Annotated in this window: 1 protein-coding gene (running past one end of the window); it reads right to left on the bottom strand. The window is 51.3% G+C overall.

Going from position 1 to position 24450, the window contains the following annotated elements; all coding sequences use genetic code 11:
- Positions 1-24450 carry the 5' portion of a non-ribosomal peptide synthase/polyketide synthase gene (locus tag NSQ57_RS11315; protein ID WP_342426031.1) on the bottom strand. Its footprint begins 17805 nt before the window's first position, so only the first 24450 of its 42255 coding nucleotides appear in the window; its start codon is at positions 24448-24450; its stop codon lies beyond the left edge, outside the window.

Genomic DNA, 24450 nt, shown 5'->3' with positions numbered 1-24450 from the left:
CTCAACAACCTCTACATTCGTAATTTCAAAAGCGGATGGACGAACTTCACCCAACTGCTCGACTTGCTCCTCAACCGGATAATTCTCAAATACCATAATGTGGTTAATCAGATGCTGCTTCTGCTCGGTCAGCGCCTGAATTTCATACAGCGGGAAGCTGTCATAGGCTCCTGAGGCCAGTGCCTGCTCCTGCGTTTTGCGCATGATGTCCACAAACGTGGCATTCTGTTCACTTTGAATCCGCACTGGGATCGTATTAATGAACAGACCGATCATATGCTCTACACCCGCAATATCCGTCGGACGTCCAGATACCACACTGCCGAATACAACATCCTCATTGTTGTTATATTTCTGCAAAATAAGGCCCCACACGCTCTGCATCAGCGTATTAATCGTGACCTGCTGCTGCTTTGCAATCCGGTACATCGCTTCGCTCCACGCTGGATCCAGATCTACCGTTATTTTTTCAGAAACATATTCCCTGGTTTCGTTTGCTGTAGCGAATACAGTATTAGCCGCTTGGTCTTTCGATGAAGTATCCAATCCAGGTAACAAGGTTTGCTGTTCAAAGCCTGCCAAATAGCTGCTCCAATACTCTTTTGCCGCACGTTCATCCTGACGCTCTAGCCATTCGATATATTGGCCATATGGTGTGATATGAGCAAGCTCCGGCTGTTTCTGCTCCAGCAGCGCAAAGTACGTACCAAACACTTCGCCTGTAACGAGCGATAAGCACCAGCCATCCATGACAATGTGATGGAAGCTCCAGACCAAATGATACGTTTCTTCATCGGTTTGCAATACCTGTACGCGCATAAGTGCATCCGTACCGAGATCAAAGCCTCTAGCCTGGTCTTCCTGCTTAAACGTCTGGATATACGCCTGTTGCTCCGCTTCCTGCATTTCGCGTATATCCTTGAAGGACAGATCGCTATCTTTGTGACGGAACACGATTTGCAATGGCTCCGGACCATGTCCTGTTTCAAATCGATGGAAATTCGTCCGCAGTGCTTCATGACGCTGTGTCAGTACATCTAGACTCTTGCGGAAAATTTCAACATCAAAGCTGCCTTTTTGATCAAACGACGCTTGCTGGAAGTATGCACCTGAGTCCGGCTCCATCAGACTATGGAACAGCATCCCCTTCTGCATCGGCGAAAGAGCATACACATTTTCCAGTTCGCCCACAGAAGCCGTTTGCTCCGTCAATTGCTCCAGTTGTTCCAACGACAAGCCTTTGAACAAGACATCGCTTGGGGTTAGTTCGCTCCGCTCTTGGGAGGCACAATGCGCGATCACTTCCTGCAGGCTTTCCTGCAGCAACTGCGCAAAGTTCTCTACATTTTGCTGTTGATATACCTTACTGTCATAGCGAATGTCCAGTGTCAGCCCGCCTGCTGTAATCATGCCGTTCACATTCAGCGGCTGCTCCAGAACGGTATGATCACTCATCGGCTCTCCACCTGGATGCGAAGACAGCCTGATATCCCCATTTTCCAAGTCCTGATCAAATTGTCCCAAATAGTTAAAGCTAATTTCAGGCTGCAAGGTCAAGGAAGGATGGACATCATGCTGAGACATATATTTCAAAATGCCGTAGCCAATGCCCTTATGCGGTACATGGCGCAGGTCTTCCTTCACCCGCTTGATTCGCTGCCCTACTTCTGCCTTCCCATCCACATCAAGCAGCACCGGATATTGGCTCGTAAACCAGCCCACGGTACGTGTGATGTCGATATCTGGAACAATGGCTTCCCGGCCATGGCCCTCCAGATTGACCAGTACGCGCTCCTGACCGCTCCAGTTATATAACGCGGTGCCGAGTGCAGTTAACAGCAGATCATTGACCTCGGTGTTGTACGCACGATGCGATTCCTGAAGCAGTAGCCGGGTTTCCTGTTCGCTCCAAGCCACGCTCACCGTCGCAGTGTCTCTGATTAGAGAATGTTGTCCCTCCGCTCTCTCTTGATCCTTAGGCAACGATGCAACTTCCATTTGGGCAAGATGCTGCCAATATTCGCGTTCGTTGTCGATCGCCGGACTGTTCGCATATTGAGACAACTGCTCTGCCCAAGCAGAGAAAGAGTCCGTTTTATATGGCAAGCGAATCGCTTCTCCCCGCACGGCCTGCTCATACCCAGTGGCAAAATCCTCAAACACAATCCGCCATGAAATCCCGTCTACGACCAAATGGTGGATCGCAATCAGTAAATGATCTCCATCCATGCAGCGGAAAAGTCCCAGCTTCACCAGCGGTCCTTCATCTAGACGAATAGAGCTTTGGATGGCATTGGCTTTCGTTTCAATCGCCATCGCCACCTCTGCCGTGTCTTCGACGCCTGTCAAATCAACAACGTCCAGACTGTACAGCTCGCCTTCGTTCACACCGCGATTCCACGCTTCATAGCCCTGTTCGGTCTGACGGAAGACCATACGCAATGCATCATGATGCTCCGTCACCTGGGTCACCGTTTGATGCAATGCGGCTTCAGCGAATCCTTGTGCTCTATACAGCATCACCGATTGGTTGAAATAATGTGGCTCTGCTGAGGATTGTCCAAAGAACCATTGCTGTATTGGGGTCAATTTAACTGCTCCCGAGACCACCCGCTGATCGGCTGTGCGGCTAACTTTGTGTACATGACTGCTCAGCAGTGAAATGGACGGATATTGGAACAAATCCTTCATCTCCAGCTTGTAGCCCGCTTGCAGCAAGCGGGACGATACCTGGATCGCTTTGATCGAATCGCCGCCCAGATCAAAGAAATTATCCAAAATGCCGACTCTCTTTGCTCCTAATACAGACTGCCAAATGGACACTAACGTCTGCTCCAGTGCTGTGCGCGGCTCTACATAATCCGCTCCGCTTTGCAAGCTGCCCTCCGGTGCTGGCAGTGCCTTGCGGTCGATTTTACCGTTCGGTGTCAGTGGCATCTGCTCCAGCTGGATGAAATACGAAGGCACCATATAGTTGGGCAGATCCTCACCCAGTAAGCTACGCAGCTCCCCAGCGCTTACGTCTCTTTCAGCGACATAGTACGCCACCAGTTGGTTTTGCCCCTGTTCGTCCGCTTGGGCCAGTACGATGACCTCTTGCACGTCTTCCACTTTCAAGATTTGTGCCTCGACCTCACCCAGCTCGATCCGGTAGCCCCGGATTTTCACCTGATGGTCAATCCGGCCCAAATATTCGATGTTGCCGTCTGGCATCCATCTCGCCAAGTCCCCCGTACGGTACATTCGTTCATAGCCTGCTTCACCAACCGCAAACGGGTTCGCTACAAATTTCTCCGCCGTCAGCTCTGGACGATCCAGATATCCACGCGCCAGACCTGGACCAGACACGCACAGCTCACCTGCTACGCCTACCGGAGCCAAATGTCCATGCCCATCCACCATGTATACCCGATGATTCGGCACAGGACGTCCAATGGAAATGAGTTGTCCAGCCCTTGCATCCTCGGACACCGGCCAGATGGACGTTGCAACTGAGTTTTCAGTTGGACCGTAGCCGTTGTAGTACGCCACTTGATCCTTCCACTTGTATACCAGTTCGGTGGAAGATGCTGAACCCGCAGTGAACAGAATACGCAGGTGTGGCATCCGCTCTGGCTCCAGATACACCGCATAGGTCGGCGGCAAAGCGGCCACCGTAATCCGGTGATTCGCCATATATTGCTCAAACCGCTCGTAGTTCAAAATCGTCTCTGTCGTTGGCACATATAACGTGGCTCCGCAGAACAGCGCTTGGAAGATTTCCCAGCAAGCCGCATCAAACGAATAGCTAGCGAACAGCAACGCATGATCCGACGTGCGGATTCGAAGCGTCTGATCAAAATACGTTTTCAGATTGCACAGCCCATGATGCTCCAGCATGACGCCCTTCGGCTGTCCTGTGGTCCCCGATGTATAAATCACATACGCCAAATCGTTCGGACCGGACCACCGCTCCAGATTAGAACCATCCTTGTGATACACCGTTTGCGCTCCATCCAATACCAGCACTTGACCATCGATAACTGCTTTGTCCACCAGATGACTTTGTGTCAACAGCAGCTTCGCCCCCGAGTCGTCCAGCATATAGCGGATACGCTCTTCCGGGTAGGTTGGATCGATAGGCACATATGCGCCTCCGGCTTTTAAAATCCCGAAGATGCCCACGATCATATCCACCGACCGCTCAGTCATCAGACCCACCAAACGATCCTTCGTCACGCCTTGACTGCGCAAGGTACGAGCCAGGCGATTGGCGCGTTCATTCAGCTCGCGATAAGTCAGCGTTTCTCCTTCAAAGAACAAGGCTGTCTGCTCCGGTGTCTGCGCCGTTTGCGTCTCGAACAAGCCATGGATCGTTTGCTCGCTTGCATAGGTTGCTGCTGTATTCCCCCAAACCTTAACGATTTGCTCGCGCTCCTGCTCGCTTAACATATCCAGCTCATGTACACGGATGTCCGGATTCGCAGTCACCTGCTCCAGCAGTTGCACCAGATGGCCTCGGACTTGCTCTACACTTTCCCGTTCAAAGGCCAGGGCATTATAGCCAAAGCTCATGTGAATGGTGTTCCCGGGCAGTACCACCAGGTTAAAGTCATAGTTGGTCTGCTCGACAGACTCGGCTCCGGTGATCGTGAAGCTGGACTCATCACCGCTGCCTAATTGCTCGATTTGTTCCTCGACCGGATAGTTCTCAAAAATAAGAATATGATTGATCAAATCCTGCTTAAGCTCCGACAGTCCCTGAATTTCATACAACGGATACGTATCATAGACATGGGAATCGATCGATTGCTCCTGGGTTTGCTTCATCACATCGGAGAATAAACTGTCCACTTGACTGCGGATACGCACCGGAATCGTATTGATAAACAGACCAATGATGTGCTCCACATTCGGAATGTCTGCCGGACGTCCAGATACCACGCTGCCAAACACGACATCATCGGTGCCATTATATTTTTGCAGCAAAAGGCCCCAAACGGTCTGCATCAACGTATTGATCGTCACCTGATAACGCTTGGCTATGCGCTGAATACCAGCTGTGAGATCCGCGCCCAAATCAAAATCTAAACGCTCCGACTGATACCCCGTTTTGCCCTGAATTTTAGCCTGTGGCAAACGAGACTGCTCCTCATATCCTTCCAGAACCTTGCTCCAGTAGCTTGATGCGGCCTGACGATCCTGCTGCTCCAGCCATTCGATATATTGACTGTACGGCGTTACAGGGGCCAGTTCCGGTTGTTTATGGGCCAGGATCGCAAAATAGCTCGCAAACACTTCGTTGGTCACCAGCGACAAGCACCAGCCATCCATCACGATATGATGGAAGCTCCATACAAAACGGTACGTCTCCTCACCTGTGCGCAACACAGCGACACGCATCAAGGCGTCTTGTGCTAGGTCAAAGCCTCTTTGCTTGTCTTTACGCGTAAATTCGAGCATGTATTCGTTTTGCTGCTCGTCCTTCATATCCCGCAAATCTTCCACATACAGTTCACTGCGCTTATTGCGGTACACAACCTGAAGCGGTTCATCCTGCCAGCCGCTGTAGAAGTTCGTGCGCAGTACCGTATGCCGCTGCATTAAAACATCCAAACTGGCCGCAAATGCAGCGATATTAAAATGTCCTCGCAGATCAAAGGAGGCCTGTTCAAAATAAGCTCCTGATTGCGAATCCATCAGATTATAAAAGAGCATCCCCTTTTGCATCGGCGTCAGTGCGTATACATTTTCCAAATCACCGGTATGTGCCGCCTGTTTCGCAATTTGTTCCAGTTCTCTAGTCGTCAGACCTTTGAAGGATACATCACTCGGGGTCAGTTCCGGCTGTTCCTGAGCGACGCAATGCGTAATCACCTCTTGCAAAGCGGATTGAAGCAGTCCTGCCACACGTTCCAGCGTTTCTTTACGATACTGCTTACGGCTGTAAGCAATCGTCAAGCGCAGCGTGCCTTCCGAGATCATCGCGTTTAAATCCAGCGTATATTGCAGCGGTGAATGTGCATCCTCTGTCTCCCCTGCACTATAGGGTGACAATGCGATTCCACTGTTTTGTAGATCCTGATCGACCTGACCCAAATAGTTAAAGCTGATTTCCGGTTCTGCTGCAATCGTATGCGCTTCATCCGATGCAGACGCAGGAGACAAGTAGCGCCAAGTTCCATAGGTCAGCCCTTTATGCGGAATCCGGCGCAGGCCTTCCTTCGTTTCTTTAATCCGCTGAGCCAGTGTCATTTCCTTGCCGGTCTCCAGCAGCACTGGATACAAGCTCGTAAACCAACCTACGGTACGTGTAATATCCACCTCTGGCAGGATCGCTTCCCGGCCATGGCCCTCCAGATTCACCAGTACCTGTCCTGCGCCTGTCCAATTGTGCACCGCCAGTCCCAGCGCGGTCAGCAGCAAATCATTGACCTCGGTGTTGTAGGCGCGATGGACCTGCTTTAACAGTTGCTGCGTTTCAGCTTCGGTCCACTCTACCGTCAGCACTTCGCTGTCTGCGTTTAAGGAGCCCTCGTAGGTAAAATCCTTAGGCAGCGGTGCGGCTTCCGCTTTGGCCTGTTCCAGCTGCTTCCAATAAACTTCATCCGAGGCAGCCTCAGGGCGGTTGGCGTAAGACGACAACTCCCGTGCCCATGCTTGGAAGGAATCCGTTTTATAGGGCAATCGTACAGGCTCACCCTTGCTCGCCTGCTCGTAGCCTGTCGAGAAATCTTCGAACAGAATCCGCCACGACACTCCGTCCACCACCAAGTGGTGAATGGCGATTAGCAGATGGTCGCCTTCGGCTGTGCGGAACCATCCCAGCTTCACCAGCGGTCCTTCGGACAGGTGAATGCTGCTTTGAATTTCATTTGCCTTCGCTTCCAGCGCTTCCGCATAGGCTACTTGTTCACGGTAGTCTTCGGTTTCCAGCGTATACAACGCGCCTTCATCTACACTGCGTGTCCAAGCCGTATAACCAGAGGAATCCTGACGGAAAACCGTACGAAGCGCATCATGATGCTTCACAAGGTGATCCATGACTTGCCGAACCACTGCCTCGTTAAAGCCCTCAGCGCGATAGAGCATGACCGCTTGATTAAAGTGCTGCGGACGCTCGCGCTCCTGCGCAAAGAACCAATGCTGGATCGGTAGCAACGCGGTTTCCCCGCTCACTTCTCCTTGATCTGCCATACGGCTGACCTCATGCATATGCGGTGCCAGTGTTGCAACCGTTGGATACTGGAACAAATCCTTCATGTCCAGCTTATAACCGGCCTGGAACGTACGCGATGCGATTTGGATGGCTTTGATGGAATCGCCGCCTAGATCAAAGAAATTGTCCAAAATACCGACTGTCTGCAGCCCCAGTACCGACTGCCAGACCGCTACCAGTGCGCGTTCTTGCGCCGTACGCGGCTCTGCATAATCAGCTCCAGTTTGCAGGCTGCCTTCCGGTGCTGGCAGGGCCTTGCGGTCAATTTTGCCATTTGGACTCAGCGGCATCTGCTCCAGCTGTACAAAGTAGGACGGTACCATGTAGCTTGGCAGCTCCCGGCCTAGCTCACTTCTCAGCTCGCTGGCACCGATCTCTTGCCCCGCAACATAGTACGCCACCATTTGTTTTTGGCCCGTTTCAGCCGCACGAGCCATGACGACGGCTTCGCGTACCGATTCCACTTGGAGCAGCTGCGATTCCACCTCGCCCAGCTCAATCCGGTAGCCCCGGATTTTCACCTGATGGTCGATCCGGCCCAGATATTCAATGTTGCCGTCCGGCATCCATCTCGCCAAATCGCCGGTGCGATACATCCGTTCATAGCCTGCTTCACCACCCGAAAACGGATCAGTTACAAATTTCTCGGTCGTCAACTCTGGACGGTTCAGATAACCTCGGGCTACGCCGACACCGCCGATACACAGCTCACCCGCAACCCCAATCGGCTGCATTTGTTCCGTGCCTTCCTTCACAATGTATAGACGAATATTCTGAATCGGTTTCCCGATGGGAATCACCGCATATTCCTCATCCGGCTCGCAATCGAAGTACGATACGTCCACCGTCGCTTCGGTTGGTCCATACAGGTTGATCAGCTTCGCTCCGGTCAGGCTCGATACAAGCTGTTGGAACCGGGCCACATGCTGTGGTGGCAATGCTTCACCACTGGCAAAGACATGGCGCAGCGTGCCCAGCTTCGCTTGCATCACTTCCCGTGGCTGCTGCTCCACGTACTCCAGAAACGCATGCAGCATAGCGGGTACAAAGTGCATCGTGGTTACGCCATCGCGGGCAATCGTGTCGACGATCTCTTCCGGGTTCTTTTCCCCGCCCACGGACAACAGGCTTACCTTCGAGCCGACCATCGACCACCAGAACAGCTCCCACACTGACACGTCGAAGGTGAAAGCGGTCTTTTGTAGGATCGTATCTTCCGCACTCAAGCCGTAACGATCATGCATCCACAAAATCCGGTTCAGCACGGAATGGTGCTCCACCATCACACCCTTCGGTTTTCCGGTGGAGCCAGAGGTATAGATGACGTACGCAACATGGTGCGGCCCCGCCAGAGGCTCCAGATTCGAGCCATCTTCGTGATAGATGTTCTCGCGGTCCAGTACCAGCACCTGGCCGTTGAAACTCAGCGATGCTTGCTCCGCCAGATGCGATTGCGTCAGCACCAGCTTCGCGCCCGAGTCCTCCAGCATAAAGCGGATGCGGTCGGCCGGATATTCCGGATCGATTGGCACATAGGCTCCGCCTGCCTTGAGGATCGCGTAGATGCCTACGATCATGTCCAGCGAGCGGTGGACCAGAATGCCCACGGGCTGATCCGGTTCAACACCTTCCGCACGCAGCGTCCGAGCCAAACGGTTCGCGCGCTCATTCAGCTCAGCGTAGGTCAACGATTCCGCTCCGTACAACACCGCCACTTGCTCCGGCGTGTTCGCTGCCTGCTGCTCAAACAGACTGCTTAGCGTTTGATCCTGCGGATAGGCTGCCGCCGTATCGCCCCAGACCTGAACGATCTGTGCCTGTTCTTGCGGGGTCACCAATGCCAGCTCATTCACACGGATATTTGGGTTGTCTACGATTTGTCCGATGACGTGGTCGATATGACCCTGGATACGCTCCATTGCAGACCGGTTATACACCAGCGCATTGTATTCAAGTAGGATAGAGATATCTTCGTCAGGCACGACAATCAGGTTGAAATCGTAGTTGGTTTGCTCGGCAAGTGCCACATTGGCAATAGAGAAGCCAGTTTGTGCCTTTGTCTCGCCGGAACCGCCCATCTGCTTCATCTGCTGCCCAATCGGGTAGTTTTCAAAGACCATGATGTGATGAATCAGGTCTTGTTTTTGTTCAGTCCGTGCCTGAATATCGTAGAGCGGAAACGTATCATAGACACTGGAGGCCAAAGCCTGTTCCTGTGTGCGCTGCAATACTTCAGCAAATGTAGCATTCCGTTCACTTTGAATCCGAACCGGTATGGTGTTGATAAACAATCCAATCATGTTCTCCACACCTGGAATGTCTGCCGGACGACCGGATACCACACCACCAAACACAACATCCTGATTATTATTGTATTGCTGTAAAATAACGCCCCACACACTTTGCAGCAAGGTGTTAATCGTGACATGTTGTTGCTTGGCCATTTGGTTTAATGCGGCACTCCGTTCTTTACCCAACATAAATGGCAGTTTTTCCAAAACATAGCCAGAATTTGAACTTTGACCGCTTCTGTTTGTGTCGTCATCTCGTTCTGCCACAGAAACATGCGTATTCTCACCAGGCAACAAGGTTCGCTGCTCAAAACCTGCCAAATAGTCACTCCAATAACGGGTCGCTTCCTGTGCATCTTGATGTTCCAACCATTCGATATAGTCACTATACGGCTTGACAGGTGCGAGCTCTGGCTGCTTATTCTCCAGCAAGGCAGCATAGGCACCAAACACTTCGTCCGTCATCAGGGACAGGCACCAGCCGTCCATCACAATATGATGGAAGCTCCATACAAAACGGTATGAGCTTTCACCCGTGCGGAAGACGGATACTCGCATAAGCGCATCCTTGCTTAGATCAAAGCCTCGAGCTTTATCTTGAACCACAAACTCAGCTACAGCATGTTCACGCCCTCTGACATCCTGATAATGGAAGATCGGACTTTTATGACGATAGACGATTTGCAAGGGTTGTCCATGCCAGCCGCTGTAGAAATTCGTCCGTAATATAGCATGCCGGCTCACCAGCAGATTCAAGCTTTCCTCGAATAGGGAAGGCTCCAAGTGGCCCTCCAGATCAAAGGTCGCCTGCTCAAAATACACGCCTGTTTCTGCATTCATTAGACTGTGGAACAGCATACCCTTTTGCATGGGAGTTAACGGGTACACATTTTCCAATTCCCCAACCGTCTTGGTCTGCTCCTTAATCGTATCTAATTGCTCCAGGGTCAGACCTTTGAACAGTACATCACTTGGAGTTAATTCGATCCGATCTCGTGTAACACAATGCTCGATAACTTCAAGCAGATTGGATTTCAACAGGTTGGCTAACATTTGGACCGTATCTTTACGGAAGGCTTTGCTGTTATACCGAATGTCCAGTTCCAGGATGCCGTTCGTTACGATTCCGCTCACATCGAGCGCAAATTTCATCTTCGTCCGGTCACTAACGACCGATCCCATCGAATAAGGAGACCTACGCAGATCGTTGTTTTGCAAGTCCTGATCAAACTGTCCGAGATAGTTAAAGCTCACTTGCGGCTCAGCAAAAGCTTGATGTTGAGCAAGATTCAGTGCATCTGCTTGCTGACCCATGGCTTGGCCAGATTCACTCAAATATCTCCAAATTCCGTAGCCCATTCCTTGATTCGGAATATCACGCAGACTCTCTTTGACCTGTTTGATGCGTCCCGACAAAGCTGGATCACGACCGATGTCCAGCCATACCGGATATGGACTCGTAAACCAGCCTACCGTACGAGAAAGATCCGTATCCGGTAAAATGTTCTCACGTCCGTGTCCCTCCAGATTGATCAGGCTACGTTCATGGCCGGTCCATGTGTACAGCATCATGCCCAAAGCCGTCAGCAACAGATCGTTCACTTCCGTGTTGTACGCGCGGTGCGCTTGCTTCAATAGTCTCTCTGTCTCTTCTTCCGTAAGCTGGAAGACCACTGTATCGGTGTCAGCCAAAGTAAATGAGTCAGCCTGCGCTTGATCCTCAGGCAATCGTACTTGGTCAGACAAAGCGACTGCGTTCCATTGCTCCCAGTAGGCGTGCTCACTGTCCATGGCTGTGCTATTCGCATACTTGGAAAGTTTTTGTGACCAGGAACGGAATGAATCCGTTTTGTCCGGCAGCTGAAGCACTTTCTGATGAACGGCCTGTTCATAGGCAGTAGCCAAATCCTCAAACAAAATACGCCAGGATACCCCGTCCACGACCAAATGGTGAATCGCCATCAGGAGATGATCGCCATCTACACAGTGGAACAAACCTGCTTTAAACAGCGGCCCTTCATGCAGTTGGATACTCCTTTGAATTTCACTGGCTTTCGCCTCAATGGCTGCGCTGAGCGTGGCTTTATCCGTCAAGTTCGTAAAGTCCACCACATCCAGATGATACAGCTCACCTTCCTGTATTCCGCGACTCCATGCTTGATAGCCTTGTTCTGTCTTGCTGAACACCATCCGCAAAGCATCATGATGCTTTGTCAGCTTGCCAAGCGCCTGACGCAGAGCCGACTCGTCAAACCCCTGCTCCCGGTGCAGCATAACCGCCTGATTAAAATGATACGCATCCACTTGCTCCTGCGCAAAGAACTCGTGCTGGATCGGAAGCAACGCCGTTTCTCCGCTTACTTCTCCCTGATCTGCCATACGACTGACCTCATGCATATGCGATGCCAGGGTTGCGACGATGGGATAGCGGAACAAATCCTTCATGTCCAGCTTGTAGCCGGCCTGGAATGCACGCGATACGATTTGAATCGCCTTGATCGAATCGCCACCCAGATCAAAGAAATTGTCCAACATACCGACGGTTGGCACACCCAGGACGGACTGCCAGACCGCTACAAGCGCTCGTTCCGGTGCAGTGCGTGGCGCTACATAATCCGCACCGCTGTGCAGATTGCCTTCCGGTGCTGGCAGGGACTTGCGGTCGATTTTACCGTTCGGTGTCAGCGGCATCTGCTCCAACCAGATGAAATACGACGGCATCATATAGCTTGGCAGTTCTTGTCCCAGCTCATGTCTCAGCTCACCGGCTCCCAGTTCTTGACTCGCCACATAGTACGCCACGAGCTGTGTTTGACCCGTTTCGTCCCCACGAGCCATGATGACCGCTTCTTGTACCGACTCCACCTGCAACAGCTGCGATTCGATCTCGCCCAGTTCGATTCGGTAGCCCCGAATTTTCACCTGATGGTCCATCCGCCCCAAATATTCAATGTTGCCGTCCGGCGTCCATCTCGCCAAATCGCCTGTATGGTACATCCGCTCATGGCCTGCCTTACCCCCAGCAAACGGATTAATCACAAATTTCTCGGCCGTCAGTTCTTCACGTTTCCAATACCCACGGGCCAATCCTTCCCCGGCAATACATAACTCGCCCGGCACACCGACGGGCTGCAATTCTCCACTCGCATTCATGATATAGATTTGGGTATTCGCAATAGGACGTCCAATATTAATATGCTGAGCATGGGTCAGTTCCTGCACGGCCGACCACACCGTCGTTTCTGTAGGTCCGTACATGTTATAAATACGGGGACCGTCTATCTCTTGCAGTGCTGCGAGCAGCTTGGACGGAAGAGCTTCGCCCCCAACCATAATTGCCTTCACGCTTTGCAGCACGCGCGAGCCTGCTTCATGACTCAACAGCATTTGTAACCGGGATGGGGTCATTTGCAACATCTCAATCGAATGTTGAGTAATCAACTCACCCAGCGCCTGAGGATTCACCTGATGCTGGCTGTCGCCAAGCACAACCGTCATTCCACCCAACAGGGGGAGAATGGTTTCCAATACGAAAATATCGAATGAAATGGTCGTCAGTGACAACATGGTTTGGCTCGCTTCAAAATCAATGACTTCGCGCATCCCAGTAATAAAGTTGAGGACCGAGCGATGCTGGAGCATAACTCCTTTCGGATTTCCAGTCGAACCCGACGTATAGATGACATAAGCCAAATGCTCTGGGCGGGCAATCGTCTCCAGGTTGCTACTTTCTCCCTGATACAATGCGGCATCCTCAAGAAACAGGGTATTGGCATGGCAATGGTGTTCTTCTGCCAGTTCACGACGGGTCAGAAGCACTGCGGCCTCGCTGTCTTCCAGCATGTATGCAATACGAGAGGATGGAAATTCGGGATCAATCGGCACATAAGCACCGCCTGCTTTTAGCACAGCCAGCAGACCTACGATCATTTCCACGGAACGCTGCACCATCAGACCGACCAGTTTGTCAGGTCCTACTCCCTGGGCTTGAAGCATTCGAGCCAATGAATTGGCACGTTCATTCAGCTCCCGATATGTCAGACGCTGATGTCCAAACACCAATGCTACCTGATCCGGCGTACACTCCACCTGATCCTCGAACAGCTGATGAATCGTCTGATGGGACGGAAATGCACAAGCGGTGTCATTAAAGGCCGCTGTAATCTGTTGTTTTTCTGCTGCTGTGAGTAGTTCCAGCTCTTCCACCCGAACATGCGGGTTGAGCGAAATTTGCTCCAGCAAACGTGCAAAATGTCCATACAAGCGCTCAATACCTGCTTGATCAAAGCTGAGCGTGTTATACATAAAACGAATCTTGATACCTTCTCCTGGCATCACGACGACGTTTAGATCGTAGTTCGTTTGCTCTGTAGCCACCACATTCGAAATTGTAAATGGTTCCTGTCCTTCACTGCCCAGCTGCTCTACCTGCTGCTCCACCGGATAATTTTCAAATATCATAATATGATTGATCAAATCCTGCTTCTGCTCGGTCAGTGCTTGAATTTCATACAGCGGGAACGCATCATAACCATTGGAAGCCAGCGCCTGCCGCTGTGTTCGTCTCATCAGCTCGACAAAACTTTCACCTGGTTCAGACTGCACACGCACTGGAATTGTATTAATAAATAGCCCGATCATGTGCTCCACACCTGGAATATCCCCTGGACGACCGGACACAACGCTGCCAAACACGATATCCGTACTGTTGTTATATTTTTGCAACAGAACGCCCCATACGGTCTGAATCAGCGTATTGATCGTGACCTGATTTTGCTTCGCTACCCGTTCGATCTGAGCAACCAGCTCTGGCTGGAAGTCACATTCCAGATCTTCAGCGACATATAGCCCGGCTTGCATCGATTTCGGCTGTGTTTTTTGCTGAGGAAGCGTAATTTGCTGCTCATAGTCCGCCAGATACCCACGCCAATATTGCAAAGCTGCCTCACGGTCCTGACGTTCCAGCCATTCGATAAATCGACTGAACGGCGTGACAGGCTCCAGCGCTGGCTCATGACCGGCGCGCAGTGTCAGATAGCTGCCAAATACCTCCTGTGTCATAAAGGACAAGCACCAGCCATCCATCAAAATGTGATGGAAGCTCCAAACAAAGTGATACGTTTCATCCCCCGTTTGCAAAATGGAGACACGAATGAGTGCATCCTCTGCGAGATTGAATCCTTTCGCTTTGTCCTCGATGGCAAAAGCTTCAACACGAGCTTCTCGTTCCTCTTTTTCTAGTCCGCGCAAGTCTTCATAATATATTTGTCCGCTACGGTTGCGGAAGACGACCTGTACAGGCTCATCCTTCCATGAACTGATAAAGTTCGTCCGCAATGCCTCATGACGCTGCACGAGCAGATCAAAGCTTTTACCAAAAGCAACCACATCAAAACGACCGTTCAACTCAAAGGTGGCCTGTTCAAAATAAGCTGCCAAATTTTCATCCATCAGACTGAAGAAGAGCATGCCCTTTTGCATCGGCGTCAAAGCATACACATTTTCCAGCTCACCCATATCTTGCGTATCCTTCACCAATTGCTCCAGCTCATCCAGTGTTACATGATTTAACAGGACATCACTTGGGGTCAGCACCGTTCTTTCTTGAGCGACACAATGATGAATCACCTCACGCAAGCCGGATGCCAGCAGCTCTCCAAGTCGTGCAATCGTCTCATGACGGAATTGCGTTGTACCGTAGCGAATCGTGAAAATCAGTTCTCCATCCTCGATGACTCCATTGATATCCAGTGCAAAATCCATAGCCGCATTCGTGCTGACAGGCACACCGATGGAATAGGAGGAAGGCTCCAGATCATTGCCTTTATAATCCTGATCGAATTGGCCCAAATAGTTAAAACTGATCTCAGGCTGAGCCTTTAACTGCACGCCTGCTTTCTCCAGAACATTCGTATCCGACAGGTATCGTAAAATACCATAGCCGATGCCTTTCTGCGGAATATGACGCAGCCCTTCCTTGACCCGTTTGATCAGACGAGCCGTATTCCCCCCTTGTCCCAGACTTCCATCCAGTACAACCGGGAACTGGCTCGTAAACCAACCGACTGTCCGCGTAATATCCACATCCGGTACAATAGCTTCCCGTCCATGGCCCTCCAGGTTGACCAGCACCCGTTCAGAACCAGACCAGTCATATACGGCTTTTCCGAGCGCAGCCAGCAGCAGGTCATTCATTTCCGTGTTGTATGCGCGATGAGCTTGTTTGAGCAACTGCTCGGTTTCCTGCTTCGTCCAGCGGACCGTCACAACCTCACTGTCCCCAAGCAGTGCATTGTCATTCGCAAAATCCTTTGGCAAAGGCTTCGCAAGACTGGCTTCTGCTTGTTCGATATGCTGCCAGTAAGCAAGCTCCCGCTCCATCGTCGCGCTATTCGCATAGGCCGACAGCTGCTCGGCCCATACCTGGAATGAATCTGTTTTATGCGGCAGCCGAATAGCTGTGCCTGTTTTACCTGCAACAGCCTGCTCATAACCGGATGCCAAATCCTCCAGCAAAATACGCCACGATACGCCGTCCACAACCAAATGATGAATGACGATTAGCAAATGGTCGCCCTCAGCGCAGTGGAACAGACCGAGCTTCACCAGCGGCCCCTCGCTCAAATGAATGCTGGCTTGAATTTCACTCGCCTTAGCTTCTACAGCGGTGGATTCGTCTTCAACTCCACTAAAATCTACAATGTCCAGCGTGTATAGCTCGCCTTCCTCTACACTGCGGTTCCAAGCTGCATAGCCTTGCTCCGTCTCACGGAATACCGTGCGCAATGCGTCATGATGCTGGACAATACGGTCCATTGTACGGCGTAGCGCGTTGACGTCAAAGCGCCCAGCTCGGTACAGCATCATCGCCTGATTGCTGTGGTGCAGATCAGCAGGCTGCTGCTCGAAGAACCATCGCTGAATGGGTGTCAGATCTACCTTGCCTACTGCTTCTTCCTGACTGGCCATCTTACCATCTGTACGAAGCAAAGGACTGAGCGCCGCTACCGTCGGATTGCTGAAGAGATCCTTCATGTTCAATCGATAGCCTGCTTGCAGCAAGCGGGACGATACTTGCAGTGCTTTGATCGAATCGCCGCCCAGTTCAAAGAAGTTATCCTGCGTGCCTACCGCTTCCACGCCGAGTACTCCGGCCCACACTGCAGCCAGTACTTGCTCTGCCGTAGTACGTGGTGCCACATAGGCTGCACCCGTATGGATGCTTCCCTCCGGTTCCGGCAAGGCCTTGCGATCGATTTTGCCGTTGCTGGTCAGCGGAATCGTCTCCAGTCGCATCAAGCGTGCTGGCACCATATGCGCTGGTAACCCGGATTCCAGTTCTGCTTGTACTTCCTCGATCCGCAGCTCAGCTTCTCCCGTGATGTACCCGCACAAGTACTTGTGTCCACGCTCATCCGTCCGGTCGATGACTACGGCTTGACGCACACCCGGTACCCGCTGGATCGCCGTTTCAATCTCGCCCAGCTCAATCCGGTAGCCCCGGATTTTGACCTGGTAGTCCATCCGACCGATAAAGTCCACATTGCCGTCTGGCATCCACCGCGCCAGGTCACCTGTGCGGTACAATCGTTCACCGGCTACATACGGATTCGCCACGAATTTCTCGGCCGTCAGGTCTGGGCGGTTCAGGTATCCACGTGCCACTCCAGCACCGCCAATGCACAGCTCGCCCAGTACGCCGATCGGCACCGGATTCAGCTGGCTGTCCACGATGTAGAAGCGTGCGTTCAGCCATGCCTGACCAATCGGCACACTGCCGCTACTTGGCAGCTTTGACAGTTCTTCGTCGTAGAAGCTGGAGTCAATCGTCGCTTCCGTGACGCCATAGCTGTTCATAATGCGAATATCTGCGCCAAACCGTTCTTGCAGCACCCGATAATCCGTCACGCTGCAGCTATCCGAGCTGGTGATCAGCAGTTCCAGACTGCTCATGTCAAGGCCCTGTTCATGCACATGCTGCATAAACGGTACGATTAAAGCCGGTGTGGATTCGAACACCGTAATCTGATAATCGTGAATCCAGCCATACAGACGGCTTGGATCAATGCGGTCGTCTTTCGGGCAGATGACCATCGTGCCACCGTTATAGAGCGCCCGCGCGATATCGCCGACGAACACGTCGAAGGAGAAGCTTGCCAGTTGCAGCAGCCGTACCGGGAACTGGTTCAAACGGTAATCCCGTCGGTATGCCACAGCTGTGTTTACCAAACTGTGATGCTCGATCATGACACCCTTCGGACGTCCCGTTGTACCGGAGGTGTAGATCACATATGCCAGATCCTGCGGCTCGTTGATATGTTCCACATCCGTGGCATCTCCGGTGTACAACGACTCATCGTCCAGCGCCAATACAGTACGCAGACGCAGCCCTGTTGCCGGTTCGGATGCTTCTTCGTTGTCAGAACTCGAATCTAATTTAAAACTTACGCCTTCACTCAGGCTGCCTCTTTCCATCGTTTCAGCGCCAGCCGCTATTTCCAACTCGCCCTCAGACTGCCCACCGGCCAAGACCTGTCGGCTCTCCTCCAGCCATGCTTGCGCGCGTTCCTGCAAACCTGTTTGCGTAAGCAGCACCGTAGCGCCGCTGTCCTCGAGCATAAAGCGGATACGTTCTGAAGGATAATCTGCATCCAGTGGCACGTATGCACCGCCGGCCTTCCACACCGCCAGTACGCCGACCATCATGTCCACCGATCGCTCGCTCAAAATACCAACAATGGATTCACGCCCAATGCCTTCCTTTCGCAATCTACGAGCAAGTTGATTCCCACGCTCGTTCAGCTCGCGGTACGTAAGCTGCCGCTCCTCGTATACCACTGCCACATGATCCGGCACAAGCTGCGCTTGTTCTTCCACATAGACGTGGAACAACCCTTCTGATTGCTTTTCATCACTCCATGCAGCTACGCCCACGGATCCAAAACCATCGATGATTTTTGCTTTTTCCGCAGCAGTCACCAGCTCAAGTTCATCTACCAGCGCATCTGGTCTGTTAATCGCTTCTTCAATCATATGCAGCAAATGCTCGCGGATTTGCTCTACAGCCGTGCGTTCCAATACTTGCGCGTTGTACTCCAAATGGACATGAATTTCATCGCCCGGCACAACCGTAATGTTGAAATCATAGTTCGTTTGCTCCGACACGGAAGCATTTGCAATCGTAAAGCCATTCGTGCCACGACTGCCCATTTGCTCCATGCGCTGTTCCACCGGGTAGTTTTCAAACACCATAATATGGTTCACCAGGTCCTGTTTCTGCTCTGTTAGGGCCTGAATTTCATACAACGGATAGGTTTCATAGGCACGGGAAGCCAGTGCCTGCTCCTGTATCTGCTTCATTAACGCAGCAAACGTCATATCTTTCTCACTGTGAACTCGTACAGGAACCGTATTAATGAACAAACCAATCATTTTATCGATGCCCGGAATATCCGCTGATCTGCCGGATACGACACTGCCAAATACAACATCCCGACTGTTGTTATACCGTTGCAGCACAACGCCCCACGCTGCTTGCAGAAGGGTATTGACCGTTACTTGCTTCTGCTTAACCAGCTTGTTCATCCGTTCCGTCACTTCGTGGCCCAGTGTAAACGAAAGCTTGTCCGCTTCATATTCTTTAGCGTGACTGTCCAGCTGTTTTACCTGCGGTAATACGGTCTGCTGCTCAAAGCCAGCAAAATAATCACTCCAGAACCGTTCACCCTCCACGTTGTCCTGCCGATCCAGCCATTCAATGTATTCGCTGTATGGTGTTACCGGAGCGAGCTCCGGCTTGCGGTCTTCGAGGATGGCAAAGTACGTATTAAATGCTTCCCCTACAACAAGGAACAAGCACCAACCGTCCATCAAAATATGATGGAAGCTCCACACAAAACGATACGACTCCTCGCCTGTACGTAAAATAGACACCCGCATCAGCTCGCCTGAGCTGAAATGAAAGCCTTCGGCTTTGTCGCGTTCAGCAAAATCAGCAATGTATGCGTCCTGCTCACCTTGTTCCATCGAACGTACATCTTCAAAACGGAACCCGGCGTGCTTGTGACGGTACACCACCTGTAAAGGCTGCTCATTCCATCCGCTATAAAAATTCGTTCTGAATATTTGATGGCGATCCACCAGCTGATTTAGGCTTTCGGCAAAAGCCTCCACTTGAAAGCTGCCTTGCAGATCAAATGTCGCCTGCTCAAAGTACGCCCCGGATTGCGGCTCCATTAAGCCGTGGAACAGAATGCCTTTTTGCATGGGTGTGAGCGAATAAATGTTTTCCAGTTCTCCCGCATTAGCCGTCTGCTCTACAATATGATCCAGCTCTCCAGCCGTCAGTCCTTGGAAGGACAAGTCGCTTGGTGTCAGCTCCGGCAACTCTTTACCCACACAGTGAGCCAATACCTCACGTAAGCCCTCCTGCAACAGATCAGCCAGCTTTTTGATTGATTTTTTCATAAACATTTTGTTGCTGTAGCTGATCGTCAGTTCCAGTGCACCGTCCGTGATCATGCCGTTGATATCCAGAGCATACCGCTTGGTCAACGTGTCACTCATGGAAGCTCCGATGGAATAAGGAGACATGCGGAAGGCATTATTCTTTAAATCCTGATCGAATTGTCCGAGATAGTTAAAGCTGATTTCTGGCTCGGCAACAAAAGCTGCTTCTCCTTCACCGCTAGCAAGATATCTCAAAATCCCGTATCCAATCCCTTTATGCGGCAAACGGCGCAGCCCTTCTTTGACGTTCTTGACACGCCGTCCTACATTCCGATCCTCGCCCATATTGAGTACAACCGGGAATTGACTGGTAAACCAACCGACTGTGCGCGTAATATCCATATCCGGCAAAATGGCTTCCCGTCCATGACCCTCCAGATTTACAAGCACCTGACGGATGCCCGCCCACTCCTGAATTGCAGTGCCCAGAGCTGTCAGTAAGAGGTCGTTCGCTTCCGTATTGTAGGCCCGATGAGCTTGTTTCAAGAATTGTTCTGTTTCTTCTACCGTCCACGCTACGGTCAGCGTTCGATCATCGCGAAGCTGTGGCTTGGCCTGAGATTTACGAGTGTAATCCTTAGGCAAGGATGCCTGGCTTTTCCCTGCTTCCTCAATTTGCTCCCAATACGCACGCTCCTTCTCCAATGCTGTGCTGTTCGCATAAACTGACAGCTGATTAGCCCAAAGGCGGAAGGAATCCGTTTTATTCGGCAAACGGACAGACTCGCCCCGTAAAGCCTGTTCATAGCCGGTTGCCAAATCCTCCAACAAAATACGCCAAGACACACCGTCAACCACCAAATGATGGATTGCTACCAACAAATGGTCTCCATCGTTGCAACGGAACAGACCCAGCTTTACCAGCGGTCCTTCATCTAGACGGATGCTGCTTTGGATTTCGTTGGCTTTGTTCTCCAGCAAATGAGCAAAGTCAGACTCCCTTGTGTAATCCACCACTTCGAGGCTATACAGCTCTCCTTCTTGCACGCCTCGGTTCCATGCTTCATACCCACCGTCTGCATTCTGGCGGAATACGATGCGCAAAGCATCATGATGCTCGACAATGCTTTGCAGTGCCTGACGAAGCGCCGTTTCGTCCAGTCGATCCTCACGATGCAGCATCAGAGCCTGGTTATAGTGCTCAGGATTGGATGGCTGCTGTTCAATGAACCAGTGTTGAATCGGTGTCAATGCCACGGTTCCACTAACTTCTCCTTGATCGGAAACGCGGGTCACCCGCTGCACCCGTCCATTCAGCTCAGCAATCGTCGGATACTGGAACAACTCCCTCATTTCCAGCTTGTAACCATTTTGCAGCAGTCTTGAAGACACTTGGATGGCCTTGATCGAGTCGCCGCCCAAATGGAAAAAGTTATCCAGAACACCAATCTGTTCGATTCCCAGTACAGATTGCCATACCGATACCAATGTCCGCTCTACCTCATTACGGGCTGCTACATAATCCTCGCCGGAATCCACGCTTCCCTCCGGTTGCGGCAACGCCCGACGATCCACTTTGCCATTTGGTGTTAACGGCAATTGATCCATCTGCACAAAATACGACGGCACCATATAACCCGGCAATTCTTGGCTCAAGGTGCTTCGCAACTCACTAGCCGCGATATCCACAAGGGTGACTACATATGCGCAGAGTTGTTTCTGTCCCTGCTCATCCTCACGTGCAATGACGACAGCTTCTTGTACCGCATCTAGCTTCAAGAGCTGCGCTTCCACCTCGCCCAGCTCAATCCGGTAGCCCCGGATTTTCACCTGTGCGTCGATCCGTCCTTTGTATTCCAGCGTTCCATCCTCATTCCAGCGAACCAAATCGCCTGTACGGTAGCAGCGCTCTCCGCTACGGAACGGACTATCTACGAATTTTTCAGCCGTTAAATCAGGACGGTTCCGGTAGCCACGTGCCACCCCATCACCGCCGACGATCAGCTCACCCCATGCTCCAACAGGCTGAAGCTGCATGGAACGGTCTACGACATACGCTGTGGAGTTGTGGATCGGACGCCCAATCGGCACCGATTCCAATTGCACGCTGGCAATCGTATGAGTTGTAGAAAAAGTTGTATTTTCCGTCGGACCATAACCGTTAATAATCCGCAGGGACGGATGAGCCTCCAGTACCCGGTTAATATGCGGTACGGACAGCACATCACCACCGACCAGCAGTTCTTCTACCCCCTCGAACAGCTCCAAGTCCTGCTGAGATAGCTGGTTAAAGAGCGGCGCAGTCAGCCACATTGTCGTGATACCATGGTTGCGCACGGCTTCCTTGAGCTTGGGAGCGTCCAAAATAACATCCTGACTCACCAGCACGAGCTGTCCACCATTCAATAGCGCACCCCAAATTTCGAAGGTGGACGCGTCAAAGACAACGGCGCCAGTTTGCAAAATGCGCGTGTCAGCACCCAGTTGCGCATAGTTTGTATGCTTTACCAAACGCACGACATTGCGATGTTCTACCATAACTCCTTTGGGCTGTCCCGTCGTGCCCGAAGTGTACATCAAATAAGCTAGTCGGTTTCCAAATTTACGTTCTTGTGTCCCAGCAGTGCTGTCTACGACAGACGAGGACGATTCCTTTAAAATCTCATTTTTCGGATTTGTATAATCGGCATAATCCACATGATAAGCCTCGTTTTGCTCCCCATGTACGGTATTCAAGCCTTGGTCATCCTCTGCCGCGTACACCTTAGCATCGCTTAGATCCAGCACGATTCCGGTGTATTCCTCCGGTTGCTGTTCTGCACGCTGCACCAGCAACAACTTCGCTCCCGAATCTTCCAACAGGTAACGTACACGTTCAGCCGGATAATCAGGGTCAATGGGTACATATGCACCGCCCGCTTTGAGAATCGCCAACATGCCGACGATCATATCCGTGGAACGCTCAGCAACGATACCTACAGTTTGCTCGGCGGTAACACCGTGTCCGCGCAACGTGTGAGCCAGTTGATTTGCTTTTACATTCAGTTCGCCATAAGTTAAACGGGCATTTCCAAACACAACTGCTGTCTGATTCGGTGTATGTTCAGCCTGTTCCTCAAACAACTCATGAATGCCTGCTTCGTGTGGATATTCCACCGCTGTAGCATTGAATACGTCGACGATTTGCGCCCGTTCTTCCTCACTGATCAGCGACAATTCCTGTATCCGCTTGTGTGGGCCCTGCACCATATGCTCCGCCACACTCAAAAATTGCCGAATAATTCGAGCAATTTCCTGTTCACTAAACAGCTCGGTACGATAATCCAGATACAGCACGAGTCTATCATCATCCAGCATTTCAACCATGTGAATATCGAAGTCGTTCACCGTATCTCCGCAGAAATCGTTATCCACCTGCTGAATCGCTTCATCAAACCGGGAGAAACTCAAGGTGCGGTACTGAATGGAAGCACCAAACAGACGCTGAATGTCCAGGCTGCTTTGCTGTTCACGCAAATCCTGAATAATTTTGTTGTACGGGTAACGCTGATGCCGCAAAATGGACGCCTGCTCCTTCCCTACACCTTGCAGAAAGGTCAGCAGTTCGGATTCTGGTTCGACCAACAGACGCGTAGCCACGGTGCTGACGAACATACCGATGGTATCCTTTTCCTTCTTAGACGTACGGTTGGCATAGAGTGTCCCCACGGTTAAGTCCTGCTCCCCCGTCACTTTATGCAAATAAATATACAGAGCCGCCAGGAAGAACGTGAAAATACTAATTTTATGCTCTTCGCAAAAAGCCGTAACACCACGATACAACTCATGTTCCAGTATAAAGCTCTCCCGGCGTGCAGCTGTACTCAGTGTCAGCGGGTTATATGATTTCAAACCTGTAGTCTCAGGCAAATCGGCAAACTTTTCCGTCCAGTACGTTTTGTCCTTTTGATAACGGTCTGATTGCTCATAACTTTGCTCTACCTGGATAAAATCCAGATAGGGATTGCCTTTGGTCGGCGCATCTTGGCCTGTACCATGCACAATATCCATATAATGTCCTGTGATTTCATTAATGGCCTGATTCATGGACACGCCGTCTGAAATAATATGATGCATTTTAAAATTAAACCAGGTTTCTTCTGTTCCGAGCTGCAAGATAACAAATCGGTACAGCTGCGAATCCAACAATGAGAACGGCTGTGGATTATGATGCTTTAACCATACATTCGCTTCTTCCGGGGTAACTTGGATCGTTTCTATACTTTCTGCCGTAAATGGCTCTACATATTGATATGGAATCCCATCCTGAGCAGTAATTTTGATACGAAAAGAATCATTTTGGGCAATTACCCGATTCATTGCTTGCTGCAAGGCATCTATGCGAACAGTTCCCCTGATCTTTACAGTAGCAATAATTGTTGAAGTGTTCCGATGAGGATACAAAAGCTCCGTATACCAAATACGTTGCTGTGGCTGGCTTAAGGAAAACAATTGAACATCTTGCTGTGTCAT

Source organism: Paenibacillus sp. FSL L8-0502, from assembly GCF_038593055.1.
In the GTDB taxonomy this organism is placed as follows: Bacteria; Bacillota; Bacilli; order Paenibacillales; family Paenibacillaceae; genus Paenibacillus; species Paenibacillus polymyxa_D.
The sequence above is the reverse complement of the archived record's forward strand: the minus strand, read 5'-3'. Positions and strand labels throughout refer to the sequence as shown.